We start from the raw sequence: 25478 nt of genomic DNA, 5'->3' as shown, positions 1-25478 counted from the left end.
ATGTAGCATATTTCCAGCGTTCAATCAAGTAACTAGCTAATCACAATTTTAACTGTTACAATCGTTGTAATCGAGAGTTGTGCGGAAAGGATGAACAGGACGTGTTGTGGGAGGATTTCATTAATAGTTACTGGCGGGATTGGCGAACAGGAGATAAGAATAAGGATCGGGATGAACTCGAAGATCCGGAGTGGATTGCGAAATGGCTGAAGAAGCATGCTCTGCTAGAAACACAGCTGCCGAATACGATAGAACTGGAACAGCTAAAGAAGCTTCGATCCCTATTATGGGACTGGGTACAGGCTATTGTACAAGGAAAATCGATGGATGGAGAAATGCTAAAGCAGCTCAATATCTATATGGACAAGGGTCCTGTTACGCGGCGAATGGTATGGAAAAGTGCCGAGCAAGCGGAGATTTCATTATTGCCACTACATAGCGGTTGGGAGCAGGTGATGGCGGAGATAGCGGCGTCTTTTGCGGAGGCTTTGCTTGAAAAAGAACCCTCAAGATTCCGTATCTGCGAGAATCCTGATTGTCTCTGGGTGTACTATGATGATACACGTAACCGTTCTAAGCGTTACTGCGATGACAAGGCTTGTGGCAACCTCATGAAGGTGCGGCGGTTCCGGGCGCGGAAGAAGGCTGAAAAGGGTTCGGAGTGACTATTAAAGGAACTCTTGCGGGATGACGAATTTCGATCAACATTTATCCCCCCCAAACTTTTCAACACTCCTAATACGTCTTGCTAGTAAGTGCGCTAATAACACACTTATTACAACGAAATGGAGCGTGAACAAACAATGAAAAAGAGCCCTTTTAACGTATTGAAGCTTGGTGTAGTCGGATTAACGGTTGTGGGAATAAGCGCTGGCATGTTACCAATGAATGGCACTGCTTTTGCTGATGCAGTGAACACGACTAAGCCTGCCATCAATGCCCCGATTTCAGCTGTACCGATTTCCACCATCAATAACACTGGGATCCAAATCAAAGAAGTAATTCTCACATCTTCAACGGAGCTTCTGAATACAAATATTAAAGTGCCACAGATCGTAGGTATGTTGGACACTAAGGCTCAGGAAGAAATCAACAGTATCATTCTCTCTAAAGCGCAGAAAGACCTTGCTCTTTGGGAAAAGGATGCAACTGAAGCAGCAGCAGACGCTAAAAAGGCTGGTTTCGAGTATCGTCCATATGAGCTACACATTATTTATGAATTAAAAGAAAATGGATCGGATAACCCTTCTGGAGTGATCTCACTTGTTGTTACTTCTCAAGGAGACACTGGTGGAACGGGCATGCCTCGTGTAGATACATACAATGTATTTAATACGAAACAAGCGAAGCGGATTTCCTTGTCAGATTTCTTTGGAAACGACTTTAAGGAAAAGTTGAATACCGGTATCCTTGCGAAGATCAATGAGGAACCTGAGAACTATTTTATTGAGGATTTCAAAGGGATCGACGAAGAACAAGGTTTTTATATTGAAAATGGTGAGGTTGTCATCCTCTTCCCTAAATATAGTATTGCTCCAGGCGCCATGGGAACTCCTGAATTTCGTTTCAGTACCCATATTACGAACAACCCGAAGCTCGATTTAAGTACAATAGCTACATTTAAGAATGCTAATGGGGTTTCAATGGTGTCATTACGAGATGTGGCGAATCGTTTAGGATATGAAATCAAGTGGAATCAAACGTCGCGCTCAGCTGAGCTGAAGAAAGGTGCACAGTGGACAAATGTTACCTTAGGTAAAGATTCTTACTTTTTTGCCAAAATGGCACCTGTCACTTTAGGCACTGCTCCTATCCTAAAGAACGATACGATATACGTTCCGGTTAAAATGGTTACCGATATTTTACGTGTGGAAATTAAGAACGGCTAATTAGGCTAATGGCATTCCAGAATGATTTTTTGTTCTAGAATGCCTTTTTAAATTCATAGGCACTTGTGTACCGATTTCTGATCCATTCATGGTCACTCCTTTATTTACCAAGAGAAGCTAAGAACTTTTTTAAGTTAGTCATACGTCTTGCTGACATAAGACAACTGATGACGAAGGAATGAACTACCATGAAAGAAATCAAGGTTACACCACCGACTAACTCTTTAGAACCTGACAATTCCACGACTAGAAGGCGTTATATGCCGGGAATAGATGGACTTCGCGCACTCTCTGTGATCGCAGTTATCGCGTATCATCTCGACCTCAATTGGGCTCCAGGAGGACTTATAGGGGTCGGAATATTCTTCGTTCTGTCTGGATATCTGATCACGGATCAAATCATCCAAAGGTGGAAGCAAGACCGACGGTTCGACCTTAAAGATTTCTGGATCAGACGAGCGCGACGGCTATTGCCTGCTATGTTTGTCATGCTTTTTGTCACTGCTATGTGGCTTCTGGTGTTCGATCGTTCACGATTAGCAGCATTACAAGGGGACTTTATATCTTCAACGTTATACTTCAATAACTGGTGGCTTATTTTTCACGATGTATCTTATTTCGAGAGCTTTGGACCTCCTTCTCCTATAGGTCATTTGTGGTCGCTCGCTATTGAGGAACAGTTCTACTTCATTTGGCCATTGGTTATTATTGTAGGGTTACGCCTTGCACCTCAACGAGGTAAACTCATTGTGATGTGTCTAACAGGGGCATTCCTCTCGGCACTTGCTATGGCGCTAATCTATCAACCTGGAGTTGACCCAAGCCGAGTCTATTATGGTACTGATACTCGAGCTTTTGCTCTACTGATTGGAGCCGCTCTCGCTCTAGCATGGCCGAGTCAAAATTTGACCGATAAGATTTCACGCAGATCTCGCTATATCCTTGACTTCAGTGGTGCAATCGGATTAATCACCCTCATTCTTATGATTTGGCGGACGAATGAGTACGGACAATTTCTTTATTATGGCGGCTTGGTTCTCGTGTCGATCCTTTCCGCAATTGTAATAGCTGTACTCGCACATCCTGCGTGCCGACTAGCTAAAATCATGGGTTGCAAGCCCTTGCGTTGGATTGGCGTACGTTCCTATAGTATTTACATATGGCATTATCCAGTCATCATTCTAACTAATCCTACAGTAAATACAGGTGGGTTCGATGGTTTCCGTGTTCTTTTTCAGCTGGGAGTTAGCCTCCTATTAGCCTCACTATCGTGGAAATATATCGAAGAACCTATTCGTCAAGGTTTATTAGGAAGATGGTGTACGAAATTAAGCAGGCGTCTGCAATTCAAGATTCGACCCTTATTCATCTTTATTGCAGTCCCGTTAATCATATTGTCCATATCCTGCAGTAGCAACTTGGATACTAAGATATCCGCAGATCCGAATACAGGCACTATTACTAATCCCGATAAGAATGAACATAATGTCACACTAGTGCCCCCTCAAAATATACCAACACCTGTGCCTGTGCCTGTACCAGTACCAGTAGATCCACCGAAGAAGCCAGAACCTCAGCCTCAGGTAGAAGAAGCAGGTAAAGGTGTTACTGCGATAGGTGATTCCGTAATCCTCGATGCTGCTCCTTATCTACAAGAACTTCTGCCAGGCATTGTTATCGATGGTAAGGTAGGCAGGCAGATGTCACAGGCACAAGAAGTGGTCGATAAACTTAGGACGAAGGGGAAACTTGGCACTCGAGTGATCATTAATCTAGGTACGAACGGAGCTTTTAACTCCAATCAATTGCGGAAATTACTTATTTCACTTGAAGATGTTCAGCAAGTCGTACTGGTAAACACACGTGTACCGAAAAAATGGCAAAATACTGTGAATACCTTGCTTAAGAAAGTGGCTTTAGAATTCCCCAATGCTATGGTTGTAGACTGGCATTCCTCAAGCGAAGGAAAGGATTCTTACTTCTATGAGGATGGCGTTCATCTAAAACGAGAAGGTGCCAAATCCTATGCAGCACTTGTAGCTAAAGCCATACAAAAGGAGAATCAATGAGAATAGTAATCTAACAAACTAAAGCTACGCAATATAAAAAGAGAAGGGTTTTACGAATATGCTTAAGAGGAATAAAGAGAAATTACTCACTCTTTGTATTACAGATAACAAGGAGAACATATACCGTCTAGCTTACAGCTATGTGAAGAACAAAGAGGATGCATTAGATGTTGTTCAGGATTCGATTTATAAAGCTCTCTCCTCTATAGGGTTGCTAAAGAACCCAGAATCCGTAAAGAGTTGGTTGTTTAGAATCGTAGTAACTACCTCTCTGGATTTTCTGAGGAAACATAAAAGAGTTCAACCAGTAGATGATGAAGCACTCGACTTTTTTATCCCTGGTGCGGTAGACGTGTATCCAGATATTGATTTAGAAAGATCGCTGGATGATCTACCCCTTAAGTATCGAAATGTCATCGTCCTTAGATATATCGAAGATTTAAAGATCGAGGAAGTTGCGGAAGTATTAAATGAAAACGTCAATACAGTAAAGACTAGACTATATCAAGCACTCCAGTTATTAAGAGTCAACATGCAGGAAGAATCCTCAAAGGAGATCAATTAGAATGGATAACCAAATCAAAAAAATTATAGAAGATTATAACAAACTCCCTATTCCTGAGGAATTAGATTTCGTTGTAAGTAAAGCATTAAAGAAAAGGAAAATAAGAAGAATACGTTACCAGTGGATATCTGGAGTTTGTGCGGCAGCCCTATTTTTCGTGATTGGGATTAATGTCAATGTTAACATTGCCAATGCCTTCTCCGCTATACCTGGTGTAGACAGTATTGTTAAAGTGCTAACTTTTAGAGAATACAAAGTGGATGAGCAGACCTATAATGCAGACATAAAGGTCCCCATCATTACTAACCTAGAGAATAAAGAGCTGGAATCGACTCTGAATGAAAAATATCTCGAAGAAAACAAAAAACTATATGATGAGTTTCAAGCAGAGATGGAGTCTTTAAAGCAATCCGGAGAGGGGCATTTAGGGGTCGACACAGGTTTTGAGGTTAAAACGGACAATGCTGAGCTATTTGCTATTAGCAGATACGTGGTAAATACCGTAGGTTCATCGTCAACAACAATGCAGCACGATACGATAGACAAGAAGAATCAAATCCTGCTAAGTCTGCCTATGTTATTTAAGGATGATCGATATATCAGTATCATAAGTGAAAATATTAAAGAACAGATGCGCTCCCAAATGAAAGCAGATAAAGATATGTTCTACTGGATTTCAACAGATGAACCCAATGAAGACCTTTTTTATCAATTTGAAAATATAGCTAAAGATCAAGATTTCTATATCAACGATAAGTACCAGCTGGTTATTTCCTTTAACAAATATGATGTGGCTCCTGGCTACATGGGCGTTAGAGAATTCATCATTCCAACAGATGTAATTGCAGATGTTCTGGTCAGCCGTACGTACATTAAATAAATCATTATGAGACTCATAAGGGGTATGCGTTTTGTATCCCTTATGAGTCTTTTTTTGCGTGAAAAGTCATTAATCAATCCCTATGCCTCTAATGTCTTGCCATCCTATTTTTATTTCTTCTAATAATTCATTCCCTATCTTAACTTCTATACTTGAGATAGACTCTCCCCCAACGCTGTGGTAGAAATGAATCGCCGGATTGCCCACCAGCACCCAAGTCATGAACGAACTATAATTTTTCTTCAATAAATTCTGTGCTACACTTCTTATGAGCTGCTTCCCTAGACCTTTTCCTTGGTGTTCCTTAAGCAAATAAAGTGCGTAAAGCTCCGCATCGTAGAGATCCGGCTCTCTTCGCGCCCCTCCATTTGCAAAGCCAATGATCATCCCAGCCTCATCTTCAGCAACATACATTACCTCGTCTTTATTGGGATTTTCAAAATTCTGAATCCAGCGCTTCCTTCTAGCTTCTACTGTGAAATTATCAAGAAACTCGTCTGATATTAGTCCTTTATACGTGGTTTTCCAACTCGTAGCGTGGACGAAAGCGATCCCGTCTATATCACTAGCTGTTGCTTCTCTGATCTTCATTTTATCTCACCCCTGCAGCGCCTTTCGCACGCTTAATATATATTTCGCCTGATCTAATGGATTCACGCCCCGGCGGGTGCGCTCAGCGGATACGTCTGGAGGACATTCTTCATAGCCGGCAAAAAAAGAAGTGAACGTGCTACGCCCCTTCGTATAGGAGCTTAAAGTAACAGGATAATCAAGCGACGTTGCCAGTGGCAGACGGCCTTCGATGATCATCCGCTCACCTTGCAGCACAGGTGGCTCGAAGGTGCCGCGCATCTGAACCAGGTCGTTCATCACTCGGCCGCCATTCTCCTCAGGGACAACGATGCGAACCTGAAGAATCGGCTCCAGTAGTTTAGTGCCTACCCGCGCGAGTCCATCCATAATCCCCATAGGAGTCGCTACGGCAAAATCCAGCGGATGGGTATGCCATACATGATGCTGTCCCTCGATTAAGGTCACTTTAAGATCGGTAACCTCCCAGCCGTACAAGCCCTGTTGCAAGGCTTCTGGTACACGGCGTGCGGTCTCGCTCTGATATTGCGGCAGCAGATCGGAACTCCGCACTACCGAATCATAAACTAAACCACTGCCAGGAGGTCCGGGCTCAATCTGAAACCGCAGAATCGCCCAGCACGGCTTCGGCATCGTATAAGCGATAAAGCCTTCCCCAGCAGAGGCTGGCGTTTCTTTATAGATAACAGAAGGCTGACCGAAGGTAACCTTCAGCGCATACCGCTCCTCCAGAACACTATTCAGAATCTCCAGCTGAATAGGTCCCATTACTTTGATATGCAGCTCTCGCTCATCCTGCAGCCACTGCGCATCCAAGAGCGGATCTTCATCCGCCAGCTCCTGCAATGCTCCGATAACCTTATGGTCATCCATATCGGTTCCCCAGAATACGCGCACCGTTAGCAGCGGTACAGCCAGCTTCGCTTCCTCCGGAATCGCCTCCGGATGGCCGAGTACATCTCCGATCCGTACCCCTGAAAGACCATAGATTACAGCGATATCCCCCGCTTCAAGCGATCCGACATCCTCAGTACGACCACCCTCGACCTTGCGGATCTGGGTCACTTTTCCCTGAATATTCTGCGTGTAGTTCATTACCGTATCGCGGTTACGGATCGTTCCTTCATAAAGGCGGACAAACGCCATTCGCCCCATGCTTTTATCACGCTGAATATTGTAGACAATGCCGGACACCGGCCCCTCAACATTGCCACCAGCTCGCGGAAAATACTCAACCATCGCGTCCAGCAATGCAGTAATGCCAAGACCCTTGGCGGCAACACCATAAACCATTGGGAAGAAGCGTCCTGAAGCGGAAGCTGTCTTCATATATTTTTTCCAAGCTGCAAGATCAATCGAACTACCTGACATATACGTCTCTAGCAGATCTTCATCCCGCTCAGCCAATGCCTCCAACAATTCAGTCTGTGCAGCAGGATCGGCATCGCTCCCCCACAAATCTATTGCGCCTATGTACTCCTGCTCTTTCCCGGTGGGTTGCTGTACAGGAATGATATCACTAGACAAATAATTTCTCGCTTGCGCCAGCACAGCCTCAGGGTCTGCACCTACACGATCCATTTTGTTCATAAAAATAAGCGTCGGTATTCCCAGCTTCCTCAGCGCGTTCCAGATCATCTCACTTTGAGCCTGCACACCCTCTACCGCCGACAAAATTAGCACCGCACAATCCATCACTCGCAAAGACCGTTCAACCTCTGACAGAAAATCGACGTGTCCTGGTGTATCAACGAGGTTGATCTGCACACCCTTCCATTCAAAAGAAGCTAATGCCGCCCGAATGGATATTCCTCGTTGCCGCTCTACATCCATAGAATCCGTCAATGCTGTCCCACTGTCTACGCTGCCGAGCGCTCGAATGCGACCGCTTTCATACAAAATATGCTCTGTTGTTGTTGTCTTGCCGGCATCCACATGGGCAAATATCCCCACATTAATCCGTTCTGCTCCCTGCTGCTGAATCATCTATAGTACCCCTATCATGAGCTAGATTGATCTAAATTTATATTGTACACATCCTTATGTCTCATAGTAATACATCCCTCCTTGTTGTTCCACCCTCCTACTAAATTGGTTAAATTCAGCTATGCCGGGTATGTAATTACTAAGTAAGAAGTCTAACGCCAAGGAGGAAATTCATCATGTTAGATCAACGTTTGCAAAATAAAGTTGCAGTAGTCACAGGCGCAGGGTCCGGTATTGGAAAAGCTACAGCCATAAGGTTTGCTCAGCACGGAGCTAAGGTATATATGCTTGATCGCACCCCTGAGGAATCCTATGAAACTAAACGTGAAATTGAATCCATTGGAGGAACAGCTACAGTTATCGAATGCGATGTTTCCAATCCAGGTCTTGTCGAAGAAAGTATTCGTAAGGTTGCGGATGAGGCTCGGAAGATTGATATTATTTTTGCGAATGCTGGCATTAATGGTACATGGGCTCCAATCGAAACACTAGAAATCGAAGATTGGGACCAGACGCTAGATACCAACCTACGCAGTACCTTTGCCACAGTAAAATATGCTATCCCCCATATGAAAGAAAATGGCGGCAGCATCATTATCACTAGCTCTATTAACGGAAATCGAGTGTTCTCGAACATCGGCGCTGCTGCGTACTCCTCTTCCAAGGCTGGACAAGTCGCTTTTATGAAAATGGCTGCGTTAGAGCTGGCGCAATACGGTATCCGCGTAAATGCGGTCTGTCCTGGATCAATCGACACTCAAATTGGAGATAATACGGATAAGAGCGATGATCTTCAAGAAGTGAAGATTCCTGTAGAATTTCCGAAAGGCAATCATCCTCTGGAAGATGCGCCCGGTAAACCTGAACAAGTAGCCAATCTAGTATTATTTCTCGCCTCGGATGAGTCTTTCCATGTCACAGGAACTGAGATCTATGTAGATGGTGCCGAGTCACTCCTTCGCGGATAACGTTTTACTTGAATCTTTATAATATTTTAAATTACCTGCAACATTTTGGTCTAATCTACCATCTAAGAGTATGGAGGTGACGCATAATGAAGAAATCATTATTCATAAGTAATGTCAAAACAATGACGATAGCCTGCGGTATTCTAGCAGCAAGCCTGTCATTTGGGGCATCCGCTTTTGCTTTTACGGATTTGAAAGGTGATCCTGCGGAAGCAAAAATTAACTCCCTGCATAAAGAGGGGATTATAAATGGAGTAGACAAAGATAAGTTCGCGCCTAAATCTAAAGTAAGCTTTGCCCAAGGGATTCAGTTCATCGTTGGGGGTCTGAATCTGTCTCCGAAGCCAGAGGCGGGTAACAGCTCATCCAAAGCTAGTGATTATTTTGATAAGGTGAATGACAAATCCTGGTATGCTTCAGCCTTCCTGACTGCCAAGCAAAATGGTCTTTCACTTGATCGAACAGTAGATCCTAACGGAACCATCACCCGTGCTCAGTTCGCTCACTTATTAACGCAAGCACTGCAAAGTAAAGGTAACTTCCCGGTTACACTGATGTATGTAGACATTAAGGATGGCGATAAACTTTCTACAGAGGTTATAAATAGTCTCCAGATCCTGTTGAATACACATATCGCCACACTCGATAAGAACGGTAATTTCCGGCCAAATGATGCCATTACCCGTTCGGAAGCAGCCGCAATGACCTACGATGCAGCTGCTTTTGCCAAACGCGTAATTGTGTCTAATGGCAGCCCTACTACTCCAACCTATGAGACTGAGGTTACACTAACCAAAGCGGGTGAAGGAGTAAACAAGGCTACATTGACCGTTAACAACTTACCGCATTCTGGATATGGACTAGTGATTGAGCGAATCGAATTTGGCAAAGACAAGACCGCAGTGATTTATTTTAATGTGACTGCTCCTGACCCAGGAAAAATGTACGCACAGGTGATCTCAAAAGCATCTGTTGTCACTTATCTGCCAGAGGGATATAAAGCGATCGCTAAATCGGTATCCGGATCTACATCTAGCGCTACGCAATAAAAGCTCCGGACTCGATTCTTATGGAACGAATCAAACGAAGGTGCCCCAAAAGCCGTAAAATGGCTACTGAGGCACCTTCGTTTTTTGGGTTCTCCCCCATGTTCTAAACTACCCAAGGACTAATAAGAATTTCTTACTTCTCAGGGTGTCCATTGATCGTGAATAATGCCTACTAGTGCATGATCCTCTCCAATCTTCTCGAAAACTAGACGCAGGCTGCGCCAGTCCATCCCTTCGACAGAAGGATCGATGCCAGTAATATGATATTCAACGAAATCATATTGCTCCTTGGGATACACTTCGTTCAAGTTATTGATCGTTGTACCTTGCCCAAGCCCCTTGTTCACAGCAATTTCGGCCGTCTGAATGAAGTCTGCATCGTAGACAAACCGCATGTAGTAATCTGCGAATGTCAGCTCAATTAAATCACCCGATCCAGCAAATGTTCGCCAGACTCTTTTGGTAGAGTCATTCATTAATCCTTCCACTTCATCCTTGCTGAATACAAGATCATTCTTCGTATCTACGTATGCGTATGGAGAAAAACGTAACCCTTTATCTGAATGTACCCATGCGGCCAATTGCTTCATATCCTTATTTTTAATAGACCTTATGACTGTCGTCGCAGCTTCCTCTACAGTTGGCGGAAGTCCCTCCTGATCCAGTGGCTGATCCGTGCTTGATGGCTCCGTCTCCTGTAGTGGCTCCGTAGTAGCCGCTGGTTGTGCAGTTTGTGTCTGCTCTGGCGTTTGCTCAGGCATCTGCATTTGCGTCTGTTCTGGGGTCACCTTCGGTTCCGTTCCCGCTTCTGGCGTTCCTCTGCATGCTGTAAGCCATAACATAGCTGCTATCAGCGCCAAACCACCGATATTTCTTGCGAAGTACATAAGATTCCTCCTCGTTTTTGATCCCTCGCTCTTTAGACTGATTTGAACAAATGAAGGTTGCAAGCTTATACTAAAACTATCAGTCAAACAACTCTTATGAGAGGGCGGGGTTACTATTCATTTAACTGAAAAACTTAAAAGCCTTCCCCTGACTCCCGGCGTGTATCTCATGAAGGATGGCCTTGGCCATATTATATATGTGGGTAAGGCGAAACAGCTGAAACGGAGAGTGAAATCCTATTTTCAAAACTCGAAGTCTCATTCCCCAAAGGTAAAACAGCTCGTTCGACATATTAAAGATTTGGATATTATCCTTACAGATACCGAATTTGAAGCTTTTATGCTGGAGTGCAAATTAATTAAAGAAATAAAGCCCATGTACAATAGAAAAATGAAAAATCCGCAGGCCTATACGTATATCGTAATAGGAACGGATGATAAAATGCATTCGTTAGAGATTACCTATGATCCTACTGTTCAAAAAGGTAACCATATTTGGGGCCCCTACACGAGCAGAAGTACCGTGGAAAGAGCCGTGCAAGGCATCAAGGAAAGCTCAAAAATCCTTTGCAGCAATCCAAGCTCCAAAAATTCTTTATGCCTAAACCATTCGCTTGGCTTATGCATAGGGATGTGTGCTGGCGGCGATGCTGCCGTTCAATATAATACAATCATTGATAAAGTCATAGCCCTACTAAACGGAACGGATTCCAGCCTCCTTGTGGAGATGGAGCAACAGATGACTAAAGCTGCAGAGCAATTTGACTTCGAAACCGCCGCCAAATACAGGGATTATATCGGAGCCATCAGCTTCCTGAATCACAAAGAGAAGGTTATCGAATTCGCTGCAGAGAATCAGAATATCGCGATCCTTGAAGCCATGGATGAACAGACGCTTAAACTCATATTGCTCAAAGGAAATCGCATCCTGGCGCATACTAAGCTCGAATACGCTCAACCCGATATTACCTACCTGCAAGCCGTTATAACATCAGCGATTATGGACACTTTCTGCGGTGAACTTAACCAGGCCCCGGCAGCAATTACTCGCCATGAAATTGACGAAGCACAAATTATATACAGCTATTTAAAAAGCAGCTCCTGCAGCTACATCATCGTGCAAGAGGATTGGCTTGCAGCAAACAATCATTCCCGTCTAGACACTGCGGTGGACGAGCTGTTGCGTATCTTTTTAAATGCTACTCCAGCCCATTCGTATAATTAATCTACCTTGTAACTGCGGTGAATGTTTGGACTTCCGCCCGCTCTTGTCTTCAGATTTCTTGATTTCAAACCAGTATTCGTGGTAGAAATCTGAAGACAAAGACGGACACTAACACTCCTCCAGTTCCAAAACCCTCCTCCGTCCCCTTCATCTCATCTATTGGCTCAACTGTTACTCTAAACTTACCCAAAAAGAGCAGGTCTTTCATTCCTTAAACGACAAAACAGGTTTCTCCCCCCATGTACGGAGCGGAAGAAACCTGTTTTGAAGCTTGCCTATCTCTCAACTATATTTACACAATCCTTCATCCAGAAGATTAACAGCAAAACTTAATTGCTCTTCAGATACAATAAGCGGAGGATGCCAAGTGATGCAGTTTCCTCCAGCCAATTTAAAAGAAAGACCCTTCTCCAAGCAATAATACAGTACTCGCTCAGCTAATTCCTCATTCTTCTCTTTGGTGTCTCTGGACTTCACAAGTTCAATAGAAATCAGTAGTCCAGCAATACGGATATCTCCTATGCAAAGATGTTTAGCCGACAGAGTGTCAAGCTTCCCTCTTACAAATTCAGACCTGCTGATACATTGTTCCTGCAGATTTAAGTCATCGATATAATCGATGGTGGCACAGATCGCTGCACTTCCTAACGCCGGTTTCTCATGGGTATAGTGCCCCAAAGAAATATCCCCCGCACAATCATATTGCGTTCTGGTAAGCACCGCTGCTTGCGGGATCACCCCTCCACCTAACCCTTTTCCTAGCACGAGGATATCCGGATCGATATCGAAATTCTGATGGACGTAGAACCTACCGCTTCGCATCAGCGCTGTAGGAATCTCATCAAAAATCAGCAGAATCCCATATTCATCACATATTTTTCTTAATCTTGTGAAAAAAGAGATAGGCGGGATATGCGTATCCGTTGCCCGAATAGGCTCAAGTAAGATCGCCCCGATCTCTCCCTCATGCTGAATCATATATTCCAGATAGTCGAGGCAGAAGGTAGCCACTGCTTCATGGGAATGACTTCCCAGCAGGTTGCGGTATGCGTTAAAAGGAATGGCTTTCAGCATTCCTGGCATTTGCGGGCCCATGTCCTTTTTAAACACGTATTCTCCTCCGACAGCGATTGTGTCCAGCCCCGCGCCATGGAAGGACTCCCACATGGAGATGACCTTATGCTTCCCCGTCCATTTGCGAGCAATCTTAAGGGCCAGACCTACAGCTGCACTTCCGGAAGGCGTAAATAATACTTTATAGTCCTTTGAGGTTGTTTTGTTGATTAAAGCTTCTGCAGCTTTCACCGCAATATCTGCCGTAAATCTTCTTGGAATGAACGGTAGCTCGTCGAGCTGTTTTTTCACAGCTTCAGTTACATAAGGATTCTTATAGCCAATCTGATGAATGCTATTTCCATGAAAATCAAGATATTTGTGTCCATTCACATCTGTGATATAACATCCCTCAGCATCTACGATACTGTTCAAGCATGGCGTTGACATGGATTGTCGCATATATGCACGCTCGTCCGCTTCGATCCTATCTATACTCACAGCGCTTAACTGGGTCATCCACTCTGTCCGCAAGGGGCTAAAGTTGATGTCACCTTCTCTTTTCAGCTCATGATTATCTCGCATAAGGTCTGATTCCTTGAGAAATCAGTACATTGATTCGCCCAATCAGCTGAGGCAGCTCACTCATCGATTGAATCGTAAAGTCTGCCCCGTTTTGAATAAAAGAGGTCTGTGTCGCTGAGATCACCGTTTCCTTCTCCACGTCTGAAAGTGCATTAAATTCCTCCTGGCTTAAGCCCATTTCAGAGCTTCCAATGATTACACCTACGGACCAGACGCCTGCATTAACACCTTCTTGAATGTCTGAAATCGTATCGCCTACCTTAACAACCTTCCATGCTGCCGATAGCTTTAAAGCTTCCATATTATGATAAATCATATACGGGTAAGGTCTTCCCAGTGAATGCGTTCCATCTGGCGTGATTACATAATCCGGTTGATAGCCCTTCCCAGCGGCATTCGGAATTACAACATCCATCATGGATTGGGTATATCCAGTGGTCGAACCAATCTTTAGCCCCTGGCTTCTGAGCACTTGGACGGTCTCAATAACCTGCGGAATCGGATCAGTATATTCGGATAAGGATGCCATCAGGGCCGGTTCAAATTCAGCATACAGGTTCTCTACATCCTGTTCAGTAAAAGCTCTGCCATACTTTCCTTCCCACAAGGCACCTACTCTTGGCATGGATAACATCGAACGGATATGATCTATTTTCAGCATCCCCATAGGGGCTCTTGCTTCCTGCATCGTAACTTCAATCCCAGCTTCCCGAAAAATATCAAGGAACACATTCACCGGTGCAAAGCAGCCAAAATCAACCGCTGTTCCTGCCCAATCCAGAATTACGCCTTCAACTTGATTCATTGTGTCATTCCTCCCATGTATGCTTCGATAATATTACATAAGTTCTGAATATCTTCTTCGTAAATCTCACCAATATTCCCAATCCGGAAGGTGTCGTGCTCCGTTAATTTGCCTGGGTAGAGGACGTAGCCTTTTTCTTTCACATATTCATAGAAATCTTCAAAGCTGAATGTCTCGTTCGGAAAAAGAAAGGTGGTTATAATAGGAGACTGCTTATCGTCTGTGATATACGCCTCTATTCCTATTCTCGCAAGTCTTTCTCTCAGTATGCGGTTATTATTCTGGTATCTCGCTGCCCTTGCAGGAATGCCGCCTTCTTCGATCAGTTCTTCAATCGCTTTCGAAAATGCAGCCACTACATGGGTCGGAGACGTATAGCGCCATTTCCCATCCGCGTCCATCGCCTTCCATTGATCGTATAGATCAAGTGATAGACTACGTGCATTCCCTTTACATGTGAGCAGCTTATCCAGCTTTGCAATGACAAACCCAAATCCCGGAACACCCTGAATACATTTATTGGCGCTGCTGATTAAATAGTCAATTTCAAGCCCAGGTACATCAATCTCTATTCCACCGAAGCTGCTCATCGCGTCGATAATTAATGTTTTATCGTAGGCTTTTGCCAGTTGTGAGATCATCTCCAGCGGGTTAAGAATCCCTGTCGTCGTCTCGCAATGCACCATCGCAATGTGCGTAATGGCTGGATCCTCTTTAAGAATCCCTCTAAGCTCTGCCTCTTGGGGGAATTCATTATATAGGGCACTATACACACGATAATGGAGTCCGATATATTGCGCCATTTGCACAATACGTTCTCCGTAGGCACCGTTTGTAATAATCAAAAGCTTATCATCCGCTGAAATCGCTGTAGTCAGCACAGATTCCACTGCAAACGTACCACTACCCTGCATGAGAACTGCCGTATATTCATCGTTCGTTGCCCTTGCCAAATCCAGAAGTCTGGATCTGATTTGTTGTGTAATGTTCTTATAGTCCTGGTCCCAAGTACAACGGTCAAAGAGCATTTGCTCTTTGACCGTGTTAGTAGTTGTCAATGGACCGGGTGTCAGCAATTTATAGTTGTTCATGGCCCTTCACTCCTTGTTCTAATCTTATTTATTTCGCTTCTTTAAAGAATTGTTGATGTTGCTCCAGCAGTTCCACAGTCAACGGCTTAACAAATTTCATACTGTGTGCAGGCTTATGGATATCACTAACCGTTTCATCTTTATACAGAGCCACTGGGTAATTTGTAATTAAGTCTTTTCTAGCATCTTTAATAATCGTTTCTGCCATTTTCATAGCCAGCTCTGTCGTTGCATCGTCTTTTTTCACCACGGCTACGGATTCTGTAAGCGAGAAGTTACCTTCCGTTGGATCTACATAGTCAATCGGTGCGCCTTCTTCTTTAGCTAATACTGCCTGATGACGAAGTCCAAAGCCTGCAGCTACTTCTCCTGCTTTTACCTTTTTAATCGGACCGGAGCCGGAGCTTTCCAGATGTGGGCCTACATTAGCAACTAAATCATGCAGAACCGTTTCACCTTCTTCTTCCCCGTATTGCGAAATAATCGCCTGAACCAACAACCAGCCTGTCGAAGAGTCCATAATGTTCGGAACAGATACCAAGCCTTTAAATTCTGGTTTTGTTAAATCCTTAATGGACGTTGGCATCGCCAAGCCCTTATCTTTAAGCACCGCTGTGTTTACAAAAATAGCACCGGTATTCGCCAAAATCGGCGTATAGTACGCTGGATTGGAATCTAGCGCGTTAGTCGTAAACGATAGATCTTTAAACATGCCATGTTTCTCTTGCGCACTTTCTACAAAATAAGAGCTCATCGTGATCAGGTTAGCCTCAATTTTGTCTCCCTCTGCCATCAGCTTTCCACCCAGCTCAGAAGTGCCCAAGGATTGAAAGAGATATTGCCCTTCGTACCCCGCACCTTTTAGCGCAGTCTCCATAGAGGCTACAGCTTCTTCATCCGCATTGGTCAAAATCACTACTTTACTCGCATCACCCGCTGCTTTATTTCCACAACCTGCTAATGTGAACACCAAACTCAAAGCTACGATAGACAACATAATTCCTTTGAATCCCTTAATTCTCTTAGACATAATTTCTCCCTCACTTTAACTGGTTTTTTTTATATTTAAAATCGTTAACTAACGAGAGTTTGATTGCCGTTTCTGGAGATAGTCACCTAGGAGCTTAATGATAAGGTTGGTGCAAAAGATCAGGATGGATAGGACAAACACCTCATTAAATTTGGCGAAATGCTGCAGCTCTTTTATTTTGCTCGCAACTACCGAGGTTTGGGCAGTCACTAGAAAGATAATTCCGCTAATGGTCACCATCGCATTGATAAAATAGTAGCTGACCATCTCTATCACCGTGGATGCAGAGTTCGGTAGAATGACCCGGCGTATCGTCTGCAGCCAGCTGTCACCTAATAATTCAGCAGTGGTCTCCCACGATGGATTCATTTTCGCCAGAGAGTTCTTTGCCATCAAATAAGGAGTCGTAAAGTAATGAACAAGGGTACAGAGCACAAGAATCGTAAAGGTTCCTTTGAGACTGCTGTTATTGAACAGAAGTAGATACGACAGACCAAGGACCATACCCGGTACCGTGTTCGTCACCATCGATAGGATGTCAAAAGTCGCTTTCCCTTTTATAGGCGTTCGCACATTGATGATAGCCGCAGCATAAGCCACGATCGTACCTACGATTGCCGTCAGTCCTGCTACGAGCAAGGAATTTTTATATACATTGATTAAATCGCTTGATTGAAAAACATCCACAAAATGCTTGAATGTAAACGTAAGATCATAAGGATAGCCATTCATCAGTGGTGCAACGAACATGACTGCAAATACAGCTAGTAGACCGATTAGAATCACGGATGAGATTAGTCCAAGAACCGAATCTCTGCCTTTATTCGGGATCATCTCGATTTCAGTCACCTTGTCATAATGGAAGTTGAATTTTTCAAGATACGTTAACAGTACAACCCCGAACGCCGCCGGTATTAACATCAGTACAGCAATAACTGCCCCATTGTTGAAATCCGGTATAGCCCCAAGCATGACCTGATACAGCTGAGTAGCAACCACGTTATACGTCCCCCCCACCGATGCAGGGATCCCAAAATCCGTGAAGCTTAGGATAAAAGAAAGAACAAACGCCCCTCCCAAAGTGCCCCACAAAGGCCGAACGATCGTGTTCATGAAGCTTCGCAGCGTCCCATCCCCCATAAGCTTGGATACGACGATGAACTTTTTATCAATGTACTTGAACGAATTATGAATCAGCAGGAAAGCAGAAGGTAAGGTATAAATTACGTAGCCTATCAACAGACCATTAAATCCATAAATCTCGAATAAATTCCGTCCGAAGATTTTAGTAATCAATCCCTGGTTGCCAAAAGAGTACATTATCGCAAACCCGTAAGTAATCGTAGGCAGCAGCATAGGAATCAGAATTCCAGTTCTAATGATGCTTTTTAACGGGCGATAGATTCTTGTACAGTGGATAGAATAGGCTAGGATAAAAGCTAGAACCGTCGTGATGAGTGCCGTAACACCGGAGACCTTCATACTATTTCCGATGGACTCTCGAATCTCTTGATCTTTCAAAATGGTGAGATAATTGGATACCGAATAGCCTTGGCCCGTTTCAAACGAGCGGATAAATAAAACTACCAGTGGTAAGATCAGAAACACGATAAATAACAATACGATTGGGATAAAAATGATCCGCATTTCCGGTTTAGCTTTAGGCATAATGTTCACCGAACAGGTTATAGATATTTTCCCGTTTCACTTGCAGTTGCCCTAAAATAAATTCTTTTACAAAATCATTGCTAGGTTGTTGAATGATCTCTTGAGGTGTTCCAAATTGGGCAATATGACCTTGATTAATGATGAGAATTTTATCCGACAGGGTTAACGCCTCTTCCGGGTCATGGGTGACGATAATCGTCGTAAGCTTGTATTCTCTGGCGATGGATTTAATCCGAGCTTTAATAGATTCCTTGATGATTCCATCCAGTGCGCTTAGAGGTTCATCAAGCAGTAATAATTTGGGCTTCATTACGAGCGTTCTTGCCAAAGCCACCCTTTGCTTCTGTCCACCCGATAGAGCGCCGATCTTCTTCGTTAAATGCGGCTTTAATTCCAGAAACTCGATATACTCCTGAACCTCATGCTCCGACGTTAATCCCTTTTTATTTTTCAGACCATAAACGATATTTTCGTAAGCATTAAGGTTGGGGAAGAGCGCATAATCCTGGAACACTATATTAAATCCGCGTTTCTTCATGGGTACATTGCTTAAATCTTGATCATTAAAAATGATTTGCCCCTGCTCCATCTTAGCCAATCCCAAGATGATGTTTAGCAAAGTGGTTTTGCCACTCCCGCTGGGGCCGAGTAAGGAGACAATTTCCCCTGCTTGGATGTCTAGACTAATATCCTCTAGAACAACCTTGTTATCGTAATGCTTGCTTATGTTTTGTAATTTAAGCAAAGGTTCCACCTCCTCAAGTACAACCTCAGTATAAAAAGGTTTTGTTTTTGAGGATAAACAGTTACGTAAAATGTATGTAAATTATAAATAAGTTGTGAGTATATTATAAGTATATCATGACTAACTTAGAAAGGAGTAGTTGCTACCCTATATTAATCCCTTTATACTTCAACTATCGAAAGCGATATAAACTTTGAATGGGTGATTACATGTTTCCACTGGAAAGACAAAAGAAAATCATAGAAATCTTAATGTTCAAAAAGGTTCAGAAGCTGCCGGAGCTAGCAGAAGAGCTTAATATTTCTATCGATACCCTTCGCAGAGATATCAACCTGCTGGACAAGCAAGGGAAGATCAAGAAGATTTATGGTGGAATTAAACTGGTGGAATCGGAGTTTGCTGAATCTCCAATGGATGCGCGGATGGTCGGTCACTTAGAGGAAAAGAAAATGATCGCCCAAAAGTGCAGCGAATATATCAACGATGGGGATTGCATCTATCTGGACAGCGGCTCTACCACCTATCAGATCGCCAAATATATCAAGAATAAAAAGAATCTCACGGTCATTACGAACTCCATTCCTGTGGTAAACGAGCTGATGAACAGTGCGGTTGAGCTTATTATCATTGGCGGAAAGGTCCGACTAAATGAGCAGTCTGTCATTGCATATGATTATCTATTTAATTTCAGTGAATTAAATATCCTTAAGGCTTTTATTTGCGCAAGCGGCATTACCCTTGAAAAAGGCATCTCCGACTATAACCTGGAGGAAGCGCAAACGCGCAAAAAAATTATCGATCTCTCCAAAGAAGTTTATGTTGCTGCTGACCATACTAAATTCGGGAAAGATGTGACCATCGGCATCGCCTCACTCGATAAAATTGGATACATTATTACCGACCGTAATATAGATCGAAGCTTCCTCCAGAAGTTTAAAACCAAACGCACGAGCTTGATAATTGCGGAATAATATTACAAAAGAAACCTCTCTCGGATCTGAATGGTTGTGTGGTACTTCCATTTTACCTAAGGGAGGTTTTTTTCGTGTTTTTTTAAGGATCGCAGACACTTACCTTAACATCATAGACATCATTTCGTGAATCTCTTAAACTTAAAAATCAGAAGTACTATTACATTATGGAGTGTGAATATGCCCTTGAATCAGATGTCCGAATTACACCAGAGAAACAAATTAATTATTTACTTGTTTTGGGGCTGTTTGTTGTTCGGTTCAATTTCGCTTTACAGATTTCCACAAACAATCATGGCGATTATATCAGCAGCGGTACCCCTTGGATTATTGTGTACGGTACTAATTTGGAAACGTGTGGCTACACCCTATATTATGTACATAACAGCTATTGGCTTTAATATCATTACATACTTCTACATCGATGCAGGGGCAAATATCATTAGTACGTTAATTCTATACTGGGGTCTAGGCATCGTATCCCTCTATCACAACTATCGCCCATTACTCCTTAATGGTGTGATAGCTTGTATCTTACTCAACTATTTTCTGATGACCAAACCCGCTTTCGAATCCGTTGACGCCTTAAGTGTTAACGTTTTTCTCATCATGATGATACTGGTTCTGATCTATCAGAGTCAGATTGGTGCGAAAATGTTCAAAAATATGTCTAAGAGCAGAAACGAAGCTGAACGTGCCAGAGCGGAAATGGAAACCATCCTTACAGGTGTTACTGAATCCGTAGGAGTTCTGAGTCAATCTAGTAACCTAATGCATAACAACGTACTGACAACAGATCGAATTTCCAAAGAAGTCGTAACCGCCTTCCAAGAGATAGCTAGTGGAGTAGAATCACAAGCACAAAGTGTTAGCGAAATCTCAAATGCTATGCAGCAGTTAAACGAATCAGCTATGCAGGCAAATGCTGCCTCCGTCTCCATGAGCAATAGAAGCCGTGAAACGGATCAAATTACGCAAGAGGGGCAAGATGAAATCATTCGCTTAACTGGAACTATGTCTGAAGTTACGGATATCGTAACGAGTACTGCTGGCTTGATGACACAAATGAATGAAGAAAATCAGAAGATTGAATCGATTGTTTCCAGCATCGTAGGAATTGCTGAGCAGACGAATCTTTTGTCGCTAAATGCTTCCATTGAAGCCGCTCATGCGGGGGAACACGGCAAAGGTTTCGCAGTCGTATCCAATGAAATCCGAAAATTGGCACAGAGCTCCCACAATGCATCGGCGGACATTGCCCGGATTCTCAGAAGCATTCAAAATAATATTGCCCAGGTTGGCGATATGGTTTCTAACGGGTTGCTAGTTGTAGAATCAGGAAAAAATTCCACTGATGATATCGCTCGATTATTCGAGGGCATTCGAAATAATACACACCAGGTGCTTGAACAAGCCGAAGACCTGAAGGATAGGAGCGATCATATCCGGCATGCATCCACCCTTGTACTCGGCGAAGTTAATTCAGTGGCTGCAATTACCGAAGAGAATACCGCAGCTATTGAACAAGTCCTCGCTAGCGCTGAGGTCCAGCAACAACATGTTTCTGAAACGGTGATTAGCATCAGCAATCTAAATGAGTTAGCTATTAAGTTAGACAATTTAACGAGATCTTCATAGATACAGCTGTTTGTTTCAATACCATTCAGTCAAAAGAAAAAGCCATCTACTCCTCACGAAGTAGATGGCTTTCTTTGTTCACTTAGTTCACTTTAGCTAAGACTTCCTGCCTCAACACGCGGCGGACGCATGGTCAGGCTGACCCGGCCCTTCTTCAGGTCAACACCCATCACCCAGACGGTGACATTATCTCCTACGGAGACAACATCCATCGGGTGCTTCACAAAGCTGCCGCTGAGCTGGGATATATGCACCAGCCCATCGTTCTTGATCCCGATATCGACGAATGCGCCGAAATCGATCACGTTGCGGACGGTTCCCTGCATTTCCATGCCGGGAACCAGATCCTCGATCTTCAGCACGTCGGTGCGGAAGATCGGCAACGGCAGCTCCTCGCGCGGATCGCGGCCCGGACGCTGCAAGCTCTCTAGGATGTCGCGAAGCGTTGGCACGCCGACATCCAGCTTCACAGCCAGCTCCTCGGCATTTTGTGCCTCCAGCTGTGAAGCCACTTCTTTGCTGCCAAGCTTATTTACATCGAGGCTTAGCTCGCGGAACAAGCGATCCACCACGGGATATGACTCGGGGTGAATAGGTGTGCGATCCAAGGTGTTGTCTCCACCTGGAATCCGCAGGAAGCCGATACATTGCTCATAGGACTTCGCACCCAGACGAGGGACCTTTTGCAGCTGCTTCCGAGTCGTGAACTTACCGTTCTCTTCACGATATTTAACGATATTTTTAGCAATTGTACCGTTAACGCCAGCCACATAAGAGAGCAAGGCAGGAGATGCCGTATTTACATCCACGCCCACATGGTTAACCGCCGATTCTACGACAGCCTTAAGACTCTCTTCCAGATGCTTCTGGGAGACGTCATGCTGATACTGCCCGACGCCGATAGCTTTCGGATCGATCTTCACCAGCTCCGCCAGCGGGTCCTGCACACGGCGGGCGATAGAAGCTGCACTACGCTCTGCTACATCCAGATCCGGGAACTCCTCCTGCGCCAGCTTGGAAGCAGAATAAACACTCGCACCAGCCTCATTAACGATCAGGTAAGCCAGCTCTGGATCGCCAATTTCGGCGATCACTTCTGCCGTAAATTGCTCGGTCTCACGAGAGCCTGTCCCATTTCCGATCACGATGAGCTGAATGCCATATTTAGCGATTAGTTCTTTAAACTTAGCAGCAGCTTCAACCTTCTTGTTGTTCGGTGGTGTTGGATAGGTCACGGCTACTTCAAGCAGCTTACCAGTATCGTCTACGACGGCCAGCTTACAGCCGGTACGATAGGCAGGGTCAACACCCAGCACACAGCGCCCCTTAACTGGCGGCTGCAGCAGTAGGCTACGTAGATTACCAGAGAAGATCGAAATCGCTTGGTTCTCACCCCGTTCGGTCATCTCCCCACGAACTTCACGCTCCACAGAAGGAGCAATCAGACGCTTATAGGCATCCTCAGTTACTGCTTCTAGCAGTTCCTTCACTGGGGATGGCCCTTTAATAATCTTCCGCGCAATGTAGGCATGAATTTTGTCAGTGATAACCTCAATGCCTACCTTTAATATATTCTCACGTTCACCGCGGTTAATAGCGAGTATACGGTGAGGCGGCATTTTGTGTACAGGCTCACGATAGCTATAGTAGTTCTCGTATACGGATTCCTGCTCTGCATCCTTAGCTTCAGACACAAGGATCCCCTGACTTGCCGTATATTGCCGAACCCAAGAGCGGATCGCAGGATCATCTGCAATGTTCTCGGCGATGATATCCAGTGCGCCTTGAAGCGCTTGATCTGCGGTCTCCACTCCTTTTTCAGCATCTATATATTTCACAGCCTCGGTTTGTGGATCCCCATGTCTCTGCTGCTCCATAATCCAGTTCGCAAGCGGCTCTAAGCCTTTTTCCTTCGCGACACTAGCACGAGTCTTACGCTTCTGACGGAAAGGACGGTACAAGTCCTCCACTTCCTGCAGCTTGACCGCATTGGTGATTTGTTCATGAAGTTCCTTCGTCAGCTTGCCCTGCTCTTCAATATTGCGGATAACGTCTTTCTTACGTTCGCCCAAATTGCGAAGATAAGCCAGGCGCTCTTCAATATCACGCAGCGCATTCTCGTCCAGCTCACCCGTCATTTCTTTCCGGTATCTGGCGATGAACGGAATCGTATTCCCCTCATCCAGCAGTCCAACCGTTGTACGCACCTGCTTTAGGCTAATGTTCAATTCCTTGGCAATCGCTACAGTAATCAATTCCTGCTCCCGCTGTGCGGCCGCCTCATCCGTAATGACTCCCGTATTGCTGTTATCTACCGTCATTAGTATCCCTCTTCCCGTACACAATCTGCTTATACAATTCTTGTTCTCATAACTAAAATAGTATCACAGATCGGCTCTGTTCCAAAGTCCAGCCTAGAGAGGAGGTAGATTGGGTAGTTTACGCGCGTTGTCCCATTCCCCTTTTTCCAGAACTAAGTGACAACATAAAGCATACTGCTAGAACAAACGCCGCTGCCACATATGGAAAGTTAATACTTAGATCAAAAAGATACCCTGCAACGATAGGCCCTGCGATATTTCCAAGACTCGTATAAGCAGAGTTCATTCCTGCTACGAAGCCTTGCTGCGTTTCCCCCGCCATCTTGGATAACTGGGTGCCTACCGCTGGTCGAAGAATATCCATAGCCAAGAATACGACAAAGGTAATCGCACAAATCGCCCAGAAGCCACTTACAAACAGCGTCAACAGAATAAACATTGCAGCAGTTATAAGGCAAGTGGAGATTACCTTATTCTCGCCGAATTTATTCAGAATCCAGCCAAACGCGGATACCTGCACCACAGCACCGGCGATTGAGCCAAAGGTAATCACAAAAGCAATATCTTTAGGGGTAAAGCCAAATTTATGGTCCACGAACAATCCGAATACCGTTTCATAGTTAGCCAATCCAAAAGCCATAACAAATACAATAATTAACCCGAAAAAGTAAGGTTCACGATAAGAACGCATCAATTGCGTGAAGAAGCTCTCCTGATTATTTTTAGATAGCTTCGCTTCCATCCGTTTCTCTACAGACAGAGACTCAGGCAAGATCAAAACTGTGATTAGAGCTGCGATCCCAGCCGCACCAGCCGCACAGAAAAAGGGTACCCGCATGCCAAGCTCAGCAAGATAACCGCCAATCCCTGGACCGATAATAAATCCGGTAGTAATGGCTGCATTAATAAGCCCCATGCCTTTCGCTCTCTCTTCAAAAGAAGTCGTGTCCGCTACATAAGCCATAACTGCTGGCATAATTAACGCAGCGCCTACACCACCGAGCAGTCTTGAAACGAACAAGAGCCAGGACACATTCGCCAGACCAAAGAGCAGCTCTGAAAAAGCAAACACGATCAGACCCGCAACGATCACTTTTTTCCGGCCAATTCTGTCGGATAACCTGCCCGCGAATGGCGATACTACTAATTGGGCAAGGGAGAATGAAGCCACTAACAGCCCAACGGTACTTCCTGTGATCCCAAGTTCATTCATGTAAGTAGGCATGATAGGGACTACAAGTCCGATCCCTGTAAAAGCAAGAAAAATATTAAGCATAACAAGTAGCATAGCGCCCCTGTTTCTAAGTAGTAATGACATTGTGTTAACCTCCGTAGTTTCTAAAGCCAAGTCTTCAAATAGTTCCCCTGTAGAGACCGACCATCCGGTCTAAATTATAGCAAAAAAATAATCCTTCTAATCCGGTGCCTTTAAGAAGCTTCAGCCTTCTTGATTCCTGAATGT

Annotated in this window: 21 protein-coding genes; 10 read left to right on the top strand and 11 right to left on the bottom strand. The window is 44.3% G+C overall.

Going from position 1 to position 25478, the window contains the following annotated elements; all coding sequences use genetic code 11:
• The first annotated feature begins 101 nt into the window (after positions 1-101).
• The 5 genes from H70737_RS05715 (at position 102) to H70737_RS05695 (ending at position 5403) form a co-directional block, all read left to right on the top strand.
• The gene (locus H70737_RS05715) at positions 102-665 is read left to right on the top strand and encodes a CGNR zinc finger domain-containing protein (RefSeq protein WP_042185500.1); all 564 of its coding nucleotides are present in this window, start codon (positions 102-104) and stop codon (positions 663-665) included.
• Positions 666-803: 138 nt separating this feature from the next.
• The gene (locus H70737_RS05710; RefSeq protein ID WP_052404179.1) at positions 804-1889 is read left to right on the top strand and encodes a stalk domain-containing protein; all 1086 of its coding nucleotides are present in this window, start codon (positions 804-806) and stop codon (positions 1887-1889) included.
• A 188-nt stretch (positions 1890-2077) separates the two neighbouring features.
• Positions 2078-3958: an acyltransferase family protein gene (locus tag H70737_RS05705; protein ID WP_156113059.1), complete on the top strand. Its 1881-nt coding sequence runs from the start codon at positions 2078-2080 to the stop codon at positions 3956-3958.
• Between the two features lie 58 nt (positions 3959-4016).
• Positions 4017-4523 carry an RNA polymerase sigma factor SigV gene (locus tag H70737_RS05700; protein ID WP_042124760.1) on the top strand — a complete coding sequence of 169 codons (507 nt, stop codon included), beginning with the start codon at positions 4017-4019 and terminating at the stop codon, positions 4521-4523.
• 1 nt (position 4524) lies between these two features.
• A complete protein-coding gene (locus tag H70737_RS05695; RefSeq protein WP_042124758.1) occupies positions 4525-5403 on the top strand; it encodes an anti-sigma-V factor RsiV in 879 nt (292 codons plus the stop codon).
• Between the two features lie 69 nt (positions 5404-5472).
• Here H70737_RS05695 and H70737_RS05690 read toward each other — a convergent pair whose 3' ends face one another.
• Positions 5473-5994 carry a GNAT family N-acetyltransferase gene (locus tag H70737_RS05690; RefSeq protein ID WP_042185496.1) on the bottom strand — a complete coding sequence of 174 codons (522 nt, stop codon included), beginning with the start codon at positions 5992-5994 and terminating at the stop codon, positions 5473-5475.
• A gap of 6 nt (positions 5995-6000) precedes the next feature.
• The gene (locus H70737_RS05685) at positions 6001-7980 is read right to left on the bottom strand and encodes a GTP-binding protein (RefSeq protein ID WP_042185495.1); all 1980 of its coding nucleotides are present in this window, start codon (positions 7978-7980) and stop codon (positions 6001-6003) included.
• Positions 7981-8156: 176 nt separating this feature from the next.
• On the opposite strand from H70737_RS05685, the gene H70737_RS05680 reads away from it, so the two are divergent.
• Both H70737_RS05680 and H70737_RS05675 read left to right on the top strand, forming a co-directional pair.
• Entirely contained in the window at positions 8157-8948 is a 792-nt protein-coding gene (locus H70737_RS05680) for an SDR family oxidoreductase (protein ID WP_042185493.1), read from the top strand.
• A gap of 86 nt (positions 8949-9034) precedes the next feature.
• On the top strand, positions 9035-9997 hold the full coding sequence (locus H70737_RS05675) for an S-layer homology domain-containing protein (protein ID WP_042185491.1): 963 nt from the start codon (positions 9035-9037) through the stop codon (positions 9995-9997).
• 140 nt (positions 9998-10137) lie between these two features.
• On the opposite strand, the gene H70737_RS05670 is transcribed toward H70737_RS05675, so the two are convergent.
• Positions 10138-10884, bottom strand: a complete 747-nt coding sequence (locus H70737_RS05670) for a hypothetical protein (RefSeq protein WP_052404178.1) — start codon at positions 10882-10884, stop codon at positions 10138-10140.
• A gap of 169 nt (positions 10885-11053) precedes the next feature.
• On the opposite strand from H70737_RS05670, the gene H70737_RS05665 reads away from it, so the two are divergent.
• On the top strand, positions 11054-12109 hold the full coding sequence (locus H70737_RS05665; protein ID WP_231573391.1) for a UvrB/UvrC motif-containing protein: 1056 nt from the start codon (positions 11054-11056) through the stop codon (positions 12107-12109).
• 282 nt (positions 12110-12391) lie between these two features.
• Here H70737_RS05665 and pbfA read toward each other — a convergent pair whose 3' ends face one another.
• From pbfA to H70737_RS05635, 6 genes are read right to left on the bottom strand one after another with little or no spacing between them, the layout of a single operon-like run.
• A complete protein-coding gene (gene pbfA, locus H70737_RS05660) occupies positions 12392-13747 on the bottom strand; it encodes a (R)-1-hydroxy-2-aminoethylphosphonate ammonia-lyase (RefSeq protein ID WP_042185487.1) in 1356 nt (451 codons plus the stop codon).
• Positions 13737-14552 (bottom strand): phosphonoacetaldehyde hydrolase, encoded by an 816-nt coding sequence (gene phnX / locus H70737_RS05655; RefSeq protein ID WP_042185486.1) that lies wholly within the window; start codon positions 14550-14552, stop codon positions 13737-13739. Before phnX ends, pbfA begins: the two co-directional genes overlap by 11 nt.
• Entirely contained in the window at positions 14549-15643 is a 1095-nt protein-coding gene (gene phnW / locus H70737_RS05650) for a 2-aminoethylphosphonate--pyruvate transaminase (protein WP_042185485.1), read from the bottom strand. Before phnW ends, phnX begins: the two co-directional genes overlap by 4 nt.
• Positions 15644-15671: 28 nt before the next feature.
• On the bottom strand, positions 15672-16673 hold the full coding sequence (locus H70737_RS05645) for an extracellular solute-binding protein (RefSeq protein ID WP_042185484.1): 1002 nt from the start codon (positions 16671-16673) through the stop codon (positions 15672-15674).
• Between the two features lie 48 nt (positions 16674-16721).
• On the bottom strand, positions 16722-18341 hold the full coding sequence (locus H70737_RS05640) for an ABC transporter permease subunit (RefSeq protein WP_042185483.1): 1620 nt from the start codon (positions 18339-18341) through the stop codon (positions 16722-16724).
• On the bottom strand, positions 18334-19086 hold the full coding sequence (locus H70737_RS05635) for an ABC transporter ATP-binding protein (protein WP_042124736.1): 753 nt from the start codon (positions 19084-19086) through the stop codon (positions 18334-18336). Before H70737_RS05635 ends, H70737_RS05640 begins: the two co-directional genes overlap by 8 nt.
• 209 nt (positions 19087-19295) lie before the next feature.
• On the opposite strand from H70737_RS05635, the gene H70737_RS05630 reads away from it, so the two are divergent.
• The gene (locus tag H70737_RS05630) at positions 19296-20057 is read left to right on the top strand and encodes a DeoR/GlpR family DNA-binding transcription regulator (protein ID WP_042185482.1); all 762 of its coding nucleotides are present in this window, start codon (positions 19296-19298) and stop codon (positions 20055-20057) included.
• A 180-nt stretch (positions 20058-20237) separates the two neighbouring features.
• Entirely contained in the window at positions 20238-21695 is a 1458-nt protein-coding gene (locus tag H70737_RS05625; protein ID WP_042185481.1) for a methyl-accepting chemotaxis protein, read from the top strand.
• A 92-nt stretch (positions 21696-21787) separates the two neighbouring features.
• Here H70737_RS05625 and H70737_RS05620 read toward each other — a convergent pair whose 3' ends face one another.
• Together H70737_RS05620 and H70737_RS05615 are read right to left on the bottom strand one after the other, a co-directional pair.
• Positions 21788-24016: a Tex family protein gene (locus H70737_RS05620; RefSeq protein WP_042185480.1), complete on the bottom strand. Its 2229-nt coding sequence runs from the start codon at positions 24014-24016 to the stop codon at positions 21788-21790.
• A gap of 118 nt (positions 24017-24134) precedes the next feature.
• On the bottom strand, positions 24135-25334 hold the full coding sequence (locus H70737_RS05615) for an MFS transporter (protein ID WP_042185479.1): 1200 nt from the start codon (positions 25332-25334) through the stop codon (positions 24135-24137).
• Positions 25335-25478 lie beyond the last annotated feature (144 nt).

Origin of the sequence: Paenibacillus sp. FSL H7-0737 (genome assembly GCF_000758545.1) — a bacterium.
GTDB lineage: Bacteria > Bacillota > Bacilli > Paenibacillales > Paenibacillaceae > Paenibacillus_AQ.
This window is presented reverse-complemented; position numbering and strand designations above follow the sequence as displayed.